This is a genomic window from Nocardioides jiangxiensis, assembly GCF_030580915.1.
Taxonomy (GTDB): Bacteria; Actinomycetota; Actinomycetes; order Propionibacteriales; family Nocardioidaceae; genus Nocardioides; species Nocardioides jiangxiensis.
Genome location: NZ_JAUQTA010000001.1, coordinates 1,797,664 through 1,811,756, shown reverse-complemented (window position 1 = coordinate 1,811,756; position 14,093 = coordinate 1,797,664). Strand labels below are relative to the sequence as shown.

The 14,093-nt window shown below is 71.6% G+C and carries 17 protein-coding genes; 7 read left to right on the top strand and 10 right to left on the bottom strand.

Annotation, left to right across the window (positions count from 1 at the left end; all coding sequences use genetic code 11):
- The first annotated feature begins 1 nt into the window (after position 1).
- From acs to Q5722_RS08755, 3 genes are all read left to right on the top strand, one after another.
- Positions 2–2,014, top strand: coding sequence for an acetate--CoA ligase (acs, locus tag Q5722_RS08765; RefSeq protein WP_439652486.1), 2,013 nt, complete (start codon positions 2–4; stop codon positions 2,012–2,014).
- A 172-nt stretch (positions 2,015–2,186) separates the two neighbouring features.
- Positions 2,187–2,396: a hypothetical protein gene (locus tag Q5722_RS08760; RefSeq protein WP_305027831.1), complete on the top strand. Its 210-nt coding sequence runs from the start codon at positions 2,187–2,189 to the stop codon at positions 2,394–2,396.
- Positions 2,393–3,121, top strand: coding sequence for a hypothetical protein (locus Q5722_RS08755; RefSeq protein WP_305027830.1), 729 nt, complete (start codon positions 2,393–2,395; stop codon positions 3,119–3,121). Before Q5722_RS08760 ends, Q5722_RS08755 begins: the two co-directional genes overlap by 4 nt.
- A 64-nt stretch (positions 3,122–3,185) precedes the next feature.
- Here Q5722_RS08755 and Q5722_RS08750 read toward each other — a convergent pair whose 3' ends face one another.
- The 3 genes from Q5722_RS08750 to Q5722_RS08740 all read right to left on the bottom strand — a co-directional run bounded on the left by Q5722_RS08750 (position 3,186) and on the right by Q5722_RS08740 (position 5,899).
- Positions 3,186–4,619: a hypothetical protein gene (locus Q5722_RS08750; RefSeq protein ID WP_305027829.1), complete on the bottom strand. Its 1,434-nt coding sequence runs from the start codon at positions 4,617–4,619 to the stop codon at positions 3,186–3,188.
- Positions 4,616–4,960, bottom strand: coding sequence for a sigma-70 family RNA polymerase sigma factor (locus Q5722_RS08745; RefSeq protein ID WP_369415028.1), 345 nt, complete (start codon positions 4,958–4,960; stop codon positions 4,616–4,618). Before Q5722_RS08745 ends, Q5722_RS08750 begins: the two co-directional genes overlap by 4 nt.
- Positions 4,961–5,221: 261 nt before the next feature.
- The gene (locus Q5722_RS08740; RefSeq protein ID WP_305027828.1) at positions 5,222–5,899 is read right to left on the bottom strand and encodes a Crp/Fnr family transcriptional regulator; all 678 of its coding nucleotides are present in this window, start codon (positions 5,897–5,899) and stop codon (positions 5,222–5,224) included.
- Positions 5,900–6,049: 150 nt separating this feature from the next.
- Between Q5722_RS08740 and nth the strand changes: the two genes are divergently transcribed.
- Genes nth through Q5722_RS08720 form a run of 4 tightly spaced genes read left to right on the top strand, consistent with a single transcriptional unit; the run spans position 6,050 to position 9,346 of the window.
- On the top strand, positions 6,050–6,775 hold the full coding sequence (gene nth / locus Q5722_RS08735; protein ID WP_305027826.1) for an endonuclease III: 726 nt from the start codon (positions 6,050–6,052) through the stop codon (positions 6,773–6,775).
- Positions 6,772–7,458 (top strand): TlpA family protein disulfide reductase, encoded by a 687-nt coding sequence (locus Q5722_RS08730; protein WP_305027825.1) that lies wholly within the window; start codon positions 6,772–6,774, stop codon positions 7,456–7,458. Before nth ends, Q5722_RS08730 begins: the two co-directional genes overlap by 4 nt.
- Complete coding sequence (locus Q5722_RS08725; RefSeq protein WP_305027824.1) at positions 7,455–8,174, top strand: NUDIX hydrolase; 720 nt, start codon at positions 7,455–7,457, stop codon at positions 8,172–8,174. Before Q5722_RS08730 ends, Q5722_RS08725 begins: the two co-directional genes overlap by 4 nt.
- A complete protein-coding gene (locus Q5722_RS08720) occupies positions 8,171–9,346 on the top strand; it encodes a MarP family serine protease (protein ID WP_305027823.1) in 1,176 nt (391 codons plus the stop codon). Before Q5722_RS08725 ends, Q5722_RS08720 begins: the two co-directional genes overlap by 4 nt.
- A 68-nt stretch (positions 9,347–9,414) precedes the next feature.
- On the opposite strand, the gene Q5722_RS08715 is transcribed toward Q5722_RS08720, so the two are convergent.
- The 7 genes from Q5722_RS08715 to Q5722_RS08685 form a co-directional block, all read right to left on the bottom strand.
- The gene (locus Q5722_RS08715; RefSeq protein WP_305027822.1) at positions 9,415–9,807 is read right to left on the bottom strand and encodes a phage holin family protein; all 393 of its coding nucleotides are present in this window, start codon (positions 9,805–9,807) and stop codon (positions 9,415–9,417) included.
- Between the two features lie 60 nt (positions 9,808–9,867).
- The gene (gene nhaA / locus Q5722_RS08710; protein WP_305027821.1) at positions 9,868–11,073 is read right to left on the bottom strand and encodes a Na+/H+ antiporter NhaA; all 1,206 of its coding nucleotides are present in this window, start codon (positions 11,071–11,073) and stop codon (positions 9,868–9,870) included.
- A 114-nt stretch (positions 11,074–11,187) separates the two neighbouring features.
- Positions 11,188–12,021 carry an MBL fold metallo-hydrolase gene (locus tag Q5722_RS08705; protein WP_305027820.1) on the bottom strand — a complete coding sequence of 278 codons (834 nt, stop codon included), beginning with the start codon at positions 12,019–12,021 and terminating at the stop codon, positions 11,188–11,190.
- On the bottom strand, positions 12,018–12,950 hold the full coding sequence (locus Q5722_RS08700) for an NUDIX hydrolase (protein ID WP_305027819.1): 933 nt from the start codon (positions 12,948–12,950) through the stop codon (positions 12,018–12,020). The genes Q5722_RS08705 and Q5722_RS08700 overlap by 4 nt, the downstream gene beginning before the upstream one ends.
- Positions 12,951–12,964: 14 nt before the next feature.
- Complete coding sequence (locus tag Q5722_RS08695; RefSeq protein ID WP_305027818.1) at positions 12,965–13,426, bottom strand: RidA family protein; 462 nt, start codon at positions 13,424–13,426, stop codon at positions 12,965–12,967.
- Between the two features lie 4 nt (positions 13,427–13,430).
- Positions 13,431–13,586, bottom strand: coding sequence for a Sp36 family protein (gene sp36, locus Q5722_RS08690; RefSeq protein ID WP_305027817.1), 156 nt, complete (start codon positions 13,584–13,586; stop codon positions 13,431–13,433).
- A gap of 32 nt (positions 13,587–13,618) precedes the next feature.
- Positions 13,619–14,077, bottom strand: coding sequence for a carboxymuconolactone decarboxylase family protein (locus tag Q5722_RS08685; protein ID WP_305027816.1), 459 nt, complete (start codon positions 14,075–14,077; stop codon positions 13,619–13,621).
- Between the last annotated feature and the right edge of the window lie 16 nt (positions 14,078–14,093).

Below are 14,093 nucleotides of genomic sequence, written 5' to 3'. Positions count from 1 at the left end.
GATGACCTCCGGAGCGACGATGTCCGACGAGACCCTGTCCAACCTGCTGCACGAGAACCGGCGCTTCGCGCCCCCGATCGAGCTCGCCGCGAACGCGAACGTGACCGCCGCGGACTACGAGGACGCCGCGCGCGACCGGCTGGCGTTCTGGGAGAAGCAGGCCGGCCGCCTCACCTGGGCCGAGCCGTGGACCCAGGTCCTGGACGACTCCAATCCGCCGTTCTTCCAGTGGTTCGTGGGCGGCAAGCTCAACGCGGCGTACAACTGCGTGGACCGGCACGTCGAGGCCGGCAAGGGTGACAAGGTCGCGATCCACTGGGTCGGCGAGCCGCTCGAGGACACCCGCGACATCACCTACGCCGAGCTGCAGGCCGAGGTCTCCCGGGCAGCGAACGCGTTCACCGCGCTCGGCGTGAAGGCCGGCGACTGCATCGCCATCTACATGCCGATGATCCCCGAGGCGATCGTGGCGATGCTCGCCTCGGCCCGCATCGGCGCGATCCACACGGTCGTCTTCGGCGGCTTCTCCGCGGAGGCGCTCGCCGCCCGCGTCGAGGACTGCGGCGCCAAGCTCATCGTCACCTCCGACGGCGGCTACCGCCGCGGCGCGGCCTCCGCCCTCAAGCCCGCCGTCGACGAGGCCCTGGTCAAGCTCGACAACGCGACCAGCGGCCAGGTCGAGAACGTCCTCGTCGTGCGCCGCACCGGGCAGGACGTCGCCTGGAGCGAGGGCACCGACCACTGGTGGCACGAGACCGTCGACACGGCCTCGTCGGAGCACACCCCGGAGGCGTTCGACGCCGAGCACCCGCTCTACGTCATGTACACCTCGGGCACGACCGGCAAGCCGAAGGGCATCAAGCACACCACCGGCGGCTACCTGACCCAGGCGGCCTACACGCACTGGGCGCAGTTCGACCTCAAGGCAGACACCGACGTCTACTGGTGCACCGCCGACATCGGCTGGGTCACCGGCCACAGCTACATCGTCTACGGCCCGCTCGCCAACGGTGCGACGCAGGTGCTCTACGAAGGCACGCCCGACGCGCCCGAGCGCGGCCGCTGGTGGAAGATCATCCAGGACTACAAGGTCTCGCTCTTCTACACCGCGCCCACCGCGATCCGGTCGTTCATGAAGCAGGGCGACGCGGTGCCTGCGGCGTACGACCTCTCCTCGCTGCGGGTCATGGGCTCGGTCGGCGAGCCGATCAACCCCGAGGCGTACGTCTGGTACCGCACGGTCATCGGCGGCGCGGGCAACGATGGCGAGGGCACCCCGATCGTCGACACCTGGTGGCAGACCGAGACCGGCGCGACGATGATGACGCCGCTCCCGGGTGTCACCGCGGGCAAGCCGGGCTCGGCGATGCTGGGAGTGCCCGGCATCGAGGTCGACGTCGTCAACGACGAGGGCGTGCCGGTGGGCAACGGCCAGGGCGGCTACCTGGTGGTCACCTCGCCGTGGCCGTCGATGCTGCGCACCATCTGGGGCGACGACGACCGCTACGTCGACACCTACTGGTCGCGCTTCAAGGAGCAGGGCTACTACTTCGCCGGTGACGGCGCGAAGAAGGACGAGGACGGCGACATCTGGGTCCTCGGCCGCGTCGACGACGTCATGAACGTGAGCGGGCACCGCCTGTCGACGACGGAGATCGAGTCGGCCCTCGTCTCCCACCCGTACGTCGCCGAGGCGGCGGTCGTCGGTGCCTCCGACCCCGACACGGGCCAGGCGCCGGTCGCCTACGTGATCCTGAAGGAGTCGGCGGGCGACGGCGGCGCCGACATCGCCAAGGTGCTCTCCGACCACGTCCGCCAGGAGATCGGCCCGATCGCGAAGCCGCGGCAGATCATGGTCGTGCAGGAGCTGCCGAAGACGCGCTCCGGCAAGATCATGCGCCGCCTGCTCCGCGACGTCGCCGAGAACCGTGCCGTCGGCGACACCACCACGCTGGCCGACTCCAACGTCATGGAGCTGATCGCCGCTGGCCAGGCGACCTCGACCGAGGACTGATCCACGACGCTGACGGATCGGACACGTCCACCGAAACCCGGGTCCTGGGGTGCCAGGCCCGGGTTTCGGCGCGTTCGGACGGAGCTCCGGCGACCGGCGAGACGCAGATCTCATTACCTTGGACGCGTTGTCTCGTTAGGTCTACGTCCACGCACGTAGGAGGAACGAGACCATGAGCGCTGCCGCATCGCTGGCCCACCAGCTCGGCGCAGAGCCGCCCGCCGGCCTGACCCTGACCGAGGACGAGACCCAGCAGCTCGCCGACCTCATCAAGGCTGCTCGCGCCGCCCAGGCCGCGGAGCTCGAGGCCTCGCTGCTGAAGGCGCTGGAGATCGTGCCGCGCCCGCTGCGCGGCACCGTCCGGAAGGTCGTGGGCCTGTGACCGGCTCCGAGGTCCGGGTGGAGATCACGCGCCTCGCCTCCCTTCTCGGCTGTGCCGAGGACGCTCTCGACTTCCTGGCGCAGCAGGAGGCGGCGGCGTTGAAGCAGCTGCGTGACCAGCTGACCGACCGCCTCTTCGACGCCAACCGCGACATCCTCCTCGGGCTCGCGAAGACGACGAAGGTCGTGCCCGGCGGCGTGGCCGCGAAGATCGCCACGATGGCGTTCCCACCACAGCTCGCAGCCCGGGTCGCGGGTGTCATGGAGACCGACGCCGCGGTGTCGCTGGCGAGCCGCGTGCCGATCACCTTCCTCGCCGACCTGGCCCCGAAGCTCGACCCCCGTCGGGTCACCCCGATCCTGCAGAAGCTGTCGCCGCAGCTTCTCGTCGACGCCGGCCGGATCCTCGGCGAGCGCGGCGAGTACATCGCGATGGCCGACTTCGTGGGCGTCCTCCCCGACGAGCAGGTCCAGCGCACGCTCGGCGTGCTCTCCGACGAGGCCCTGGTCCGCACCGGCCAGGTCATCGAGGACCCCGCCCGCGTCGCACGGATCCTCGAGATGCTTCCGCACCACCGCCTGCAGGGCGTCGTCGAGACCGCCACGAAGCTCGACGAGTGGGACGCCGTACGCCGTGCCCGCCCGCACTTCTCCGACGCCACCCGCACGGCACTGCTGGCGATCGCCGACGACCTGGGCCTCGACGTCCCCGCCGACCTGCGCTGACGCAGCCCGCATCAGGGTGGAGACTCGTCGTCACCTGCTGACGAGGAGCCTCCGCCCTGCCCGGTCAGTCCCGCAGGCGTCGGCCTCGCCGGTGGCTGACGACGAACACGAGCACTGCCACGACCGCGAGCGCTGCACCTCCGATCACCGCCGCCTTCCGCTCGTCGCTCCACGGCCACGTGGGGGCCGGGAAGTCGCGCGTCGGGTGGTCGAGCGACATCAGGTCGACAGCGACCGTCGGCGCCTTGATCTCCCCGGTCTTCTCGTAATCGGTGTCGAACGACGCCACAGGCTTCCAGACATCATCCGACGCCCATGGCGCACTCACGACAGCCAGCCTGGTCTCGCCGTGCCGCCAGCCCGCATCGGAGACATCGTGCGCAGCAGTGGCGACCACAACGACGTGGTCGTCGTCGATCCACCCGACGGGCTGGATCAGTGCACCCTCGGAGTAGGGCGGGTCGGGAACGTTCCGGTCGAGCGCTGCGCGCGACCCCGTGTTCACGAAGGTCACAGCAGACGTCGGAACTACTCCCCCGGCCAGCGCCAGGTGGCCGGCGGGGCTCATCGCCCCGGCAGTGCCGTCACCGGGGAGCGTGTCTGGTTCACGCGTGCGCAGGAACCCACGATCCACACCCCGTCCGCCCCAGGTCGACCATCCGTGAGACCCGACCAGCAGGACGCGGCCCGAGTTCTCGATGGCGAGCGCCACCGACGAAGTCTGTGTGAGGGGCACTGCCTGACTCACGCCCCCAGGCCCGATGCGTCCTGCGACCTCCGAATTGGGCCCCGACCGCGTGGTGTCGCGGGTCCAGGTGGTCTGCATCCGACCCTGCCAGACCAGCCAACGACCATCGGGCGACCACGCGATCGCACCGACGACGATGCCGTCGCGCCCGACGAGGCGGATCGTGCGGACATGCCCTGTCCGCAGATCGCCGATGCGAATGCCTGAGGGCACAGGAGACCGCTGGGGAGCATCGAGATCGGCCCACGCCCACGCGAGGCGGGCGCCATCCGGGGAGAGCGCGAGCGGCACATTGGACTCGGAGAAGCCGGCCGTCGTGTTTCCGTACCAGCCAGGCAGTTCCAGCGGGTGGTAGACGCCATCCGCCGCCGTCACCACGACAGGTTCGTAGACGCTCTGCCCGGAGCCGAAGGCCATCGCGCCACGTCCAATCGCCAGATCGGTTTCGCCGACACGCCGATCCCAGACCTCCCCCGACTCGTAATTCCTGATCAACCGCTGCGGCACGCCCTGGATCACCGACGGGACCGCCTCGACCCCGGTGCCGACCGGCGCGGCGTCGTGCGCGACGCCCCGCACCGTCAGACCGAGCCCCGCGAGCGCCACGAGCACCGTCAGCGCGGCAGCGCCGAGGACGACCCGGTCACGACGTCGCGCGCGGCGTCCACGCGCCCACACGTCCGGTGCGACCGTCACCGGTGCGGCACCGTCACCGATCCGGGCCAGCTCCTCACGCAGTGCGTCTGTCATGGCGTCGCTCCGATCAGCTCGGACAGCTCGGGGGCCAGGACGCGCAGCCGCGCGAGGGCCTGGCGGGTCATCGACTTCACGGTCCCGGCGGAGATCCCGAGCGCGGCAGCGGCCTGGACCTCGGTCAGGTCCTCGAAGTAGCGCAGCACCAGCACGGTCCGCTGCTTGGCGGTGAGCCGTGCGAGAGCGTCCTCCAGCGTCAGGCGCAGGTCGGGCGACGACGTCGGCGCTGCCACGTCGTACGCACCGAGCGAGGTCTCCTTCAGCTTCCTCCGTCGCCACCAGGAGACGTTCTGCGTGTAGAGGGTGCGCCGTACGTAGGCCTCGGGCGACCCGTGGATCCGCTCCCAGTGGCGGGCGGCCTGGAGGAGCGCGGTCTGCAGGAGGTCCTCGGCGAGTGGTGGTCCCCCGTCAGCAGGTACGCCGTGCGCGACAGCGCCGCCGTCCGCGCGGCGACGAAGTCGTTGAAGGCTGCTTCTCCGGGCTGCATGGGACCTCCTCTCACTCCTCTAGACGCAGCAGACGACGACCGCGGGGGTCACGGTGCCGGAAAATGTCGACGGCCCCCATCCGGATCGGATGGGGGCCGTCGACGAAGCAGATCAGCGGGCGCGGCGACCGAGGCGCTCGAGGTCCATGATCACGACCGAGCGGGGCTCGAGACGCAGCCAGCCGCGGGAGGCGAAGTCGGCGAGCGCCTTGTTGACCGTCTCGCGGGAGGCGCCGACCAGCTGGGCGAGCTCCTCCTGGGTGAGGTCGTGGTGGACGTGGACGCCGTCGTCGGCAGTGCGGCCGAAGCGGTCGGCGAGGTCGAGCAGCGCCTTGGCGACACGGCCGGGGACGTCGGAGAAGACCAGGTCGGCAACGACGTCGTTGGCCTTGCGCAGGCGGGTCGCGAGCTGCGCCAGGAGCGAGTAGGCGACCAGCGGGCGGCCCTCGAGCCAGCGCAGCAGGTCCTCGTGGGACAACGACGCGAAGGAGGCGTCGGTGACGGTGGTGACGGTGGCCGAGCGCGGGCCCGGGTCGAAGAGCGAGAGCTCACCGAACATCTGGCCCGGGCCGAGGATGGCCAGGAGGTTCTCGCGGCCGTCGGAGGAGGTGCGACCGAGCTTCACCTTGCCGTCCAGGACGATGTAGAGCTTGTCGCCCGAGTCGCCCTCGTGGAAGAGGATCTCGCCGCGGCGCAGGCGGGACTCCGCCATCGACGCGCGCAGTGCGGACGCGGCCTCGTCGTCGAGAGCGCTGAACAGCGGAGCCTGACGCAGCACGTCGTTGTCCACATTTCCTCCATCGGGTCAGCCCCTGCGGGCTCAGGCGAGTCTCGCCCGGCACAATACCGTGCCGTCTGTCACATGTGGATCAAACCACACTGGTTGGCACAGGTTCCCGCGGCCCCTCACCTGCGAGGACCGCACCCGTAGGCTGTCCGCGTGCCCGCTGCTCCCGTCTCCCGTCCGGACTCGCGTCCTGACACGGGCCTCGTGCGCCGGGCCCGCAAGATCGACCGCGTCCTCGGCGCCACCTACCCCGACGCGAAGTGCGAGCTCGACTTCGACGACCCGTTCCAGCTGCTCGTCGTGACCGTCCTGTCCGCGCAGACCACGGACAAGCGGGTCAACAAGGTGCGCCCGGTCCTGTTCGGTGCCTACCCGACGCCCGCCGCGATGGCCGCCGCCGAGCGCGACAAGCTCGAGGAGATCGTCGGACCGCTGGGCTTCTTCCGCGCCAAGACCGAGTCGCTCCTCAAGCTCAGCGCCGCCCTCGTCGAGAGGTACGACGGCCAGGTCCCCGGTCGCCTCGACGACCTGGTGACCCTGCCGGGCGTCGGCCGCAAGACCGCGAACGTCGTGCTCGGCAACGCCTTCGGCGTCCCGGGCATCACGGTCGACACACACTTCGGGCGCCTGGTCCGCCGCTTCGGCTGGACCGACGAGACCGACCCGGTCAAGGTCGAGTTCGCCGTCGGCGACCTCTTCCCGAAGCGGGACTGGACGATGCTCTCCCACCACGTCATCTGGCACGGGCGCCGGATCTGCCATGCGCGCAGGCCCGCGTGCGGTGCGTGTCCCGTGGCGCGCTGGTGCCCGGCGTACGGCGAGGGGCCGACCGACCCGGCCGAGGCGGCGAAGCTGGTCCGCACGGAGGGACGCGCATGAGGCGCCAGGTGGTGGTCGCGGCCGCGGCGCTGGCCCTCAGCGCCTGCGCTCCCGGCGCAGGCCTCAGCGACCTCGGGCAGCGGCGGATCGACGTCGACACCCCGGCGTTGCGGTCCGCCAAGGCCCAGGCCCACATCGCGACCTGCCCCGAGCCCACGACGGACGAGCACGCGCACGACAAGGACGGCCTGCCCGCCGTCACCCTGCCGTGCCTCGGCGGAGGTCCGTCGGTCGACCTGGCGAAGCTGCGCGGTCCGATGGTGATCACCTTCTGGGCGAGCTGGTGCGGCCCGTGCCGTCGCGAGCTGCCGATCTTCCAGCGCTTCGCCCAGCAGTACGCCGGCCGCGTGTCGGTCATCGGCATCGACTACAACGACGTCAACCCGGCGGCCGCCCTCGAGCTGGCGCGCACGAGCGGCGTCCGCTTCCCGCTGCTCGCCGACACCGAGACCGCCGTCCACCAGAAGGGCGGGCTGCCCGTGAACCTGCTGCCGACGCTGGCCTTCGTCGACGCCGACGGCGAGCTGAGCATGTGGCACGACGAGGACGGCCACGACACGGGCCGGGTCCGTGCCCTGGAGATCGAGTCCATCGACGAGCTCCGCCAGCTGGCCGCCGAGCACCTCGGGCCTGCCGCCCTGAAGCCGGCACCGGCAGCCAGCGCCCCGGAGACCACGCCGTGAGCGGCCTGCCCGGCTGGCTCGACGAGGTGGTCACCTCGCTCGACACCGTGAAGGCCAGCGACCTGACCCGCTTCTCGGCTCCCGACGACGGGCCGGCCCCGCGCGAGGCCGCCGTCCTCATGCTCTTCGGCGAGGGCCCGGGCGGCCCGGACCTGCTCTTTACCGAACGCTCGCACACGATGCGGTCACACCCCGGTCAGATCTCCTTCCCGGGCGGCAGCCTCGACCCCGAGGACGACGGCCCCGTCGCCGCGGCGCTGCGGGAAGCGGAGGAGGAGTGCGGCCTGGACCCCTCCGGCGTCGACGTCTTCGGGGCGCTGCCGGAGATCTGGCTCCCGCCGAGCAACTTCGCCGTCACCACCGTCCTCGGCTGGTGGCGGGAGGAGTCACCGGTGCGGGTCGTATCCCCCGACGAGGTCCACGCGATCCTCAGGGTGCCGATCGACGTCCTGCTCGATCCGGCCATCCGCGTGACGATGGTGCACCCGCTCGGCTTCCGCGGACCCGGGTTCCTGCTGCCCGACGGTGGCATCCTGTGGGGCTTCACCGCCGGTCTGGTGGCGCGCCTCTTCGACCACGTGGGCTGGACACGCCCATGGGACGAAGCACGGGAGAAGCCCGTCGAGGAGTGGATGATCGTCGGACGCGGTAACGAGGACAGGCCGATCCCGGCCTACCCGGTGCCGAATTCCGAGTTCCCCGAAGGCCCCCGATGAACTTCCTCGACTGGCTCCTGCTGATCCTGCTGGCGGCGTACGCGCTGTCCGGCTACTGGCAGGGGTTCATCACCGGCGCGTTCGCGACGGTCGGTCTGCTCGCCGGCGGGTTCCTCGGCATCTGGGTGGCCCCGCACCTGCTCGGCGACGTGTCACCCGGCCTGTGGGTCTCCCTCGGCGCGCTCTTCATCGTCATCCTGTGCGCAACGATCGGCCAGGCCCTCCTGCAGTACGTCGGCGCCCGGGTGCGCGCGAAGATCCACTGGCAGCCGGTGCGGGCGCTCGACGCCGTCGGCGGCGCCGCGCTCTCGATGGCCGCCGTGCTGCTGGTCGCCTGGGCGCTCGGCGTGGCGATCTCCGGCTCGAGCCTGGGACCGGTCACGCCCGTCGTGCGCGAGTCCAAGGTGCTCGCCGCCGTCGACCGGGCCCTGCCCGACCAGGCCTTCCAGGGCCTCCAGGCGTTCAACGACGTGGTCGGCACGACGTTCTTCCCGCGCTACCTGGAGCCGTTCGCGCCCGAGCGGATCGTGGCCGTCGACCCGCCCTCGCCGCAGGTCGTGCGGGACCCCGACGTGCAGCGCGCGGGTGCCGCCGTCATCAAGGTGCACGGCAACAACGCCTGCGGGCGCGGTGTCGAGGGGTCCGCGTTCGTGATCCGCGAGGACCGGCTGATGACCAACGCCCACGTCGTGGCCGGCGTGAGCGATCCCAAGGTGCTCGTCGGTGACCGCACCGTGGACGCCGAGGTCGTCTACTACAACCCGGAGGTCGACGTCGCGGTGCTCGCCGTGCCCGACCTGGGCATCCAGCCGCTCCACTTCGAGACCGGTGTGAAGCCCAACGACAAGGTGGCGATCCTCGGCTACCCGCTCGACGGGCCGTACAACGTGCAGTCGGCGCGGGTCCGGTCGGAACAGCGCCTGCGCTCGCCGGACATCTACGGCCACGGATCGGTGATCCGCGAGGTCTACTCGCTGCGCGGCCTGATCCGCCCCGGCAACTCGGGCGGGCCGCTCGTCGACACCGCCGGCAACGTCGTCGGCGTCATCTTCGCCGCGTCGGTCTCCGACCGTGACACCGGCTACGCCCTGACCCCCGAGGCCGTGGCCGAGGCCCGTGACAGGGGCATCGCAGCGACCACGCGGGTCGGCACCGGCGGCTGCGCCAGCTGAGCCCGACCACCGACAACGCACGAGCGCCCCGTCTCTCCCGGAGGAGAGGCGGGGCGCTGGTGTCGAGGTCAGTGCTTGAAGGCGAACTTGTTCTGCTTGGCCTGCGCGATCGCGCGCTTCGGGCCGCTGACCTTCTTCACGCTGCGGATGCCGAGGAAGGCGAGCAGTCCGGCCATCAGCAGGTAGAAGCCGGTGACGATCAGGAACGCCCACTTCAGCGAGAGGCCGTCGCCGTCCCAGTTGATGAGGTACGCCGCGGTCACCGAGAAGATGATCAGCGCCATCAGGCCCATGAAGGCCGCGACGGCGAAGAAGACGACGCCGAAGCCACCGGCCTTGACGCTGACGGCGAGCTCGGCCTTCGCGAGCTGGATCTCGGCAGAGATCAGCTTCGAGATGTCGCGCTGGGCGTCGACGACGAGCTTGCCGATCGTCGGCTCGTCCTGGAGGTTCTCAGCCACGGGATCAAGGTCTCCTGTGCGGTCGGGCGGGTCGTTTCGCGACTCTACACACCCGACGAGTCAGGCCGTCGGCGCAGACGCACGATGTGCACGGCTCCTCAGCCCGAGCAGGACCGACGCGAGGAGGGCCGCGACCGTCGAGGCGACGAGCACGGCGGTCTTGGCAGCCTCGCGCTCGGCACCGCTGAAGGAGAGCTCGGAGACCAGCAGCGAGACCGTGAACCCGACCCCGGCGAGCACAGCGACGGCAGCGACGTCACGCCAGCGCACGTCGTCGTCGATGTCGGCCCGCGTCAGCCGGCACAGCAGCCACGAGCCACCGAAGACGCCCACCGGCTTGCCGAGCACCAGGCCCAGGACGATGCCGATCACGACCGGGTCAGCCGTCAGGGACGCCCCGCCCGAGACAGCCACTCCGGCCGACATGAAGGCGAAGACCGGCACGGCGAACGCGGCCGACACCGGGTGCAGCTGGTGCTCGAGGAACGCCGCCGGGCTCACCGCCTCCCCCGGGTCACGCCGGACGCGGGTCAGCAGGCCCAGGGCGACGCCCGCGATCGTGGCGTGCACACCGCTCTCGTGCATGAACCACCACGTGACGACGGCGACGGCGATGTGGACCAGCCAGAGCTGGATCCGGAAGTGCTGCAGCAGCCACCAGACCACCATCCCCGCGCCGGCCACGGCGAGCGGGACGAGGTGCAGCGAGGAGCTGTAGAACGTCGCGATGATGACGATGACGATCAGGTCGTCGACCACCGCCAGCGTCAGCAGGAAGGCCCGCAGCTGAGGCGGCAGCGCCGAGCCGACGACGGCCAGGACGGCGAGGGCGAACGCGATGTCCGTCGCGCTCGGGATCGCCCAGCCGCCCGGACGCCCGTCGGGGTGGGCGAGGTTGACCGCCGTGTAGATCAGCGCCGGGACCGCCACGCCGCAGACCGCCGCTACGACCGGCACGACGGCGTCCGTGATGCGGGAGAGGGAGCCGACGACGAACTCCCGCTTGAGCTCGAGGCCGGCCACGAAGAAGAAGATCGTCAGCGCGCCGTCGGCGGCCCACTGCTCGAGTGTCAGCGGCCCGGCCTGGACGTGGCGGAGGTCGGCGTACGACGCGGACCAGGGCGTGTTCGCCCAGGCGACCGCGACCACGGCGGCGATCAGGGCCAGCGCGCCGCCCACGGTCTCCTGGCGAAGGAAGTCGCCGACCGACGAGCGGTCCGTCGCGGTCAGGTCGGGCAGGTAGCGGAGGCGGATCATCGGGCGCATGCGGCTCCTCGGGGGTCGGCGGGGTCCCACCGCCCGGCAACGGGCGGGCCGACCAGACTTCCCGGCACTCCGGGCACGAGCCTATCTGCAGATAGGCGCGGGCAGGACGGCTGCCTAGCGCGCCAGGTACGCCAGCTGGGCGCGCACGCTCAGCTCGGCCGCACCCCACAGCACCGGGTCGACGTCGCGGTAGACGTGCTCGACGACACGCGCCGGGGTGAGCATGGCGCCGCTGCCCGGGTCGAGGTCGACGTGGCGGAGCGCCCGGGCCAGGGTGGGCTCCCCCGACAGGTCGAGCAGCGCCTGCTCGACCTGTCCCAGCCGGTCGCGCCGGTGGGCGATGTAGAAGTCCAGCGCTCCCAGCGCGTCGTCGATGACCGGACCGTGGCCCGGCCAGATCGCGGTCAGCTCGCGCGACACGGCCAGCGCGTGGAGGCGGTCGAGGGAGTCCAGGTACGCACCGAGCTGTCCGTCCGGGTGAGCGACCACCGTGGTGCCGCGACCGAGCACGGTGTCTCCGGTCAGCACGGCACCGTCGGCCGGCACCCAGAAGCTCAGCGAGTCCGAGGTGTGCCCGGGCGTGCCGACCACGCGGATCTCGAGGTCACCGAGCGCGACGACGTCGCCGTCGGCGAGACCCTCCGACCCGAGCCGGTACGCCGGGTCGAGCGCGCGCACGCCACAGCCGAACCGCTCGGCGAACGCCCGCGCCGCCTCGGAGTGGTCGGCGTGGTGGTGGGTCAGCAGCACGGCCTGGACGTCACCGGCGACCTCCGCGACCGCGCCGAGGTGGCCCTCGTCGAGCGGCCCGGGGTCCACCACGACCGACCGCTCGGAGCCGGGCACGCGGAGCACCCAGGTGTTGGTGCCGTCGAGGGTCATCAGGTTGGCGTTGGGTGCGAGCACGCACGTGCCGTGCACGCCGAAGTCCCCACCCCTCCAGCTCATGCGCCGGCCTCCGCCGTCGCCTCCGCCGTCGCGTCCGCCGCTGAACCGGCCGTCGCGTCGGCCACGCGGGCGAGCACGTCGGCGGCCAGGGCGCCGAAGCGCTCCGGGATCACCAGCTGGTCGGTCGCGAGGTCGAAGACCGGCTCCGCCATCTCCCACGGCAGTGCCCGGGCGGTCGCGAGCGCCTCGTCCACCGAGCCGGCGTCGTACAGCTCGGCGAGGGTGATCACGGTCGGGGGCAGCATCAGCATGTCGCCGGCGGCCACCGCGGAGATGGCGTCGCGGAGCGACCACCACGCGACGGCGTCCGACTCCGTCGAGACGTCACGGGTGACCTGTCCCGGCGGCAGCGCGGCGACGAAGAACCAGGTCCGGTAGCGCTTCGGCTCGAACTTCGGGGTCAGCCAGCCACTCAGGCCGGCGAGCAGGTCCGTGCGCAGGACCAGACCGCGGCGCGTCAGCAGGTCGGTCAGAGAGAGCTGACGCGTCTCGAGCGCGACGCGCTCGGCCTCCCAGTCCTCACCGGTGGTGTCGCCGACCACGGCGTCCACCGTGCCGGCCAGCAGCACGCCCGACTCCTCGAAGGTCTCCCGGACCGCGGCGCAGACCAGCTCGCGCGCCTCCGCCTCCGAGCACTCCAGCCGGGCCGCCCACTCGGCCACGGACGGCCCCGCCCACAGGGCGTCGTCGAACTCGCTGTCGCGCGCGTCCACCCCGCCACCGGGGAAGACCGACATGCCGGCCGCGAACTCCATGCCCACGTGGCGCCGCAGCAGGTAGGCCTCCAGGCCGCCCGGCGCCGGGGACGCGGGACCGTTGCGCAGCAGCACCACGGTCGACGCGGCGCGCGGTTCGGCAGCGACGCGGCTGCCGTCGGCGTACGCCCGAGCGTGCTCGACGAGGTGCGGCGGCAGGCTGCGCGCGTCCATCGACGAAGAAGCCGTCAGCCGGCGATCTCGACGAGGATCTCGACCTCGACCGGCGCGTCGAGCGGCAGCACCGGAACGCCGACCGCGGAACGGGCGTGCACGCCGGCGTCCCCGAAAGCGGCGGCGAGCAGCTCGGAGGCACCGTTGGCGACCGCCGGCTGGCCGGTGAAGTCGGGGGTCGACGCCACGAAGACGACGACCTTGACCACGCGCACGACCTTCTCGAGGTCGCCGACGACGGACTTCACGGCCGCGATCGCGTTGAGGGCACACTGGCGGGCGCACTCGGTGGCCTGCTCGGCCGGGACACCGTCGCCGACCTTGCCGGTGGCCAGGAGCGCACCGTCGCGCATGGGCAGCTGGCCCGCGGTGAAGACCTGGTTGCCCGAGCGCACCGCCGGGACGTACGCCGCCACCGGCGGCACCACGCCAGGGACGGTCAGCCCGAGCTCTGCCAGACGTGCCTCGACCGTCATCGGCTCAGGCCTCGACGGGACGCTTGAAGTAGCCGACGAGGTTGCCGGAGCCGTTGTCCGTGATGGTCACGAGCTCCCAGCCGTCCTGGCCGAAGTTGTTGAGGATCTGGCCCGCGACGTGGTTGAGCACGGGCGCCACCTGGTATTCCCACTTGGTCATGGATCCGAGGCTAGCCCCCGTGCTGCGCCACGTCAGGCGCGGGGCGGCCGCACCGGGTGACGACTCGTGATCGAGAGCCGGTTCATCGCGTTCATCGAGATCGCCACCCACGAGACGGCCGCGAACTCCGCGTCGCTGAGCACCTCGCGAACCCGGTACTCGACCGCGATCCGCTCCTCCGGGGCGGGGAGGGTCGTGATCGCCTCGGCGATCTCCAGCGCCGCCCGCTCGGTCTCGTCGAAGAGCTCCGTCTCCCGCCACGCGGTCAGCGCACCGAGGCGCTGCACCGTCTCCCCCGCGTCCATCAGCTTCTTCGTGTGGACGTTGAGGCAGTAGGCGCAGCCGTTGACCTGGGACACGCGGACACTCACCAGCTCGGTGAGCAGCCGGGGCAGGCCGGCGTCGCGGGCAGCGGCGGCGATGGCGTCCGCGGCGGCCCGGAAGCCGGCGTACACGTCGGGGTTGGCCTTGTCGAGGTAGAGGGCGTCCACGGAGACATCATGACCC

Coding starts and splice junctions, on each gene's coding strand:
- acs (WP_439652486.1), top strand. CDS start 2: ATGACCTCCGGAGCGACGATGTCCGACGAGACCCTGTCCAACCTGCTG.
- Q5722_RS08760 (WP_305027831.1), top strand. CDS start 2,187: ATGAGCGCTGCCGCATCGCTGGCCCACCAGCTCGGCGCAGAGCCGCCC.
- Q5722_RS08750 (WP_305027829.1), bottom strand. CDS start 4,619: ATGACAGACGCACTGCGTGAGGAGCTGGCCCGGATCGGTGACGGTGCC.
- Q5722_RS08730 (WP_305027825.1), top strand. CDS start 6,772: ATGAGGCGCCAGGTGGTGGTCGCGGCCGCGGCGCTGGCCCTCAGCGCC.
- Q5722_RS08720 (WP_305027823.1), top strand. CDS start 8,171: ATGAACTTCCTCGACTGGCTCCTGCTGATCCTGCTGGCGGCGTACGCG.
- nhaA (WP_305027821.1), bottom strand. CDS start 11,073: ATGCGCCCGATGATCCGCCTCCGCTACCTGCCCGACCTGACCGCGACG.
- Q5722_RS08705 (WP_305027820.1), bottom strand. CDS start 12,021: ATGAGCTGGAGGGGTGGGGACTTCGGCGTGCACGGCACGTGCGTGCTC.
- Q5722_RS08700 (WP_305027819.1), bottom strand. CDS start 12,950: ATGGACGCGCGCAGCCTGCCGCCGCACCTCGTCGAGCACGCTCGGGCG.
- Q5722_RS08695 (WP_305027818.1), bottom strand. CDS start 13,426: ATGACGGTCGAGGCACGTCTGGCAGAGCTCGGGCTGACCGTCCCTGGC.
- sp36 (WP_305027817.1), bottom strand. CDS start 13,586: ATGACCAAGTGGGAATACCAGGTGGCGCCCGTGCTCAACCACGTCGCG.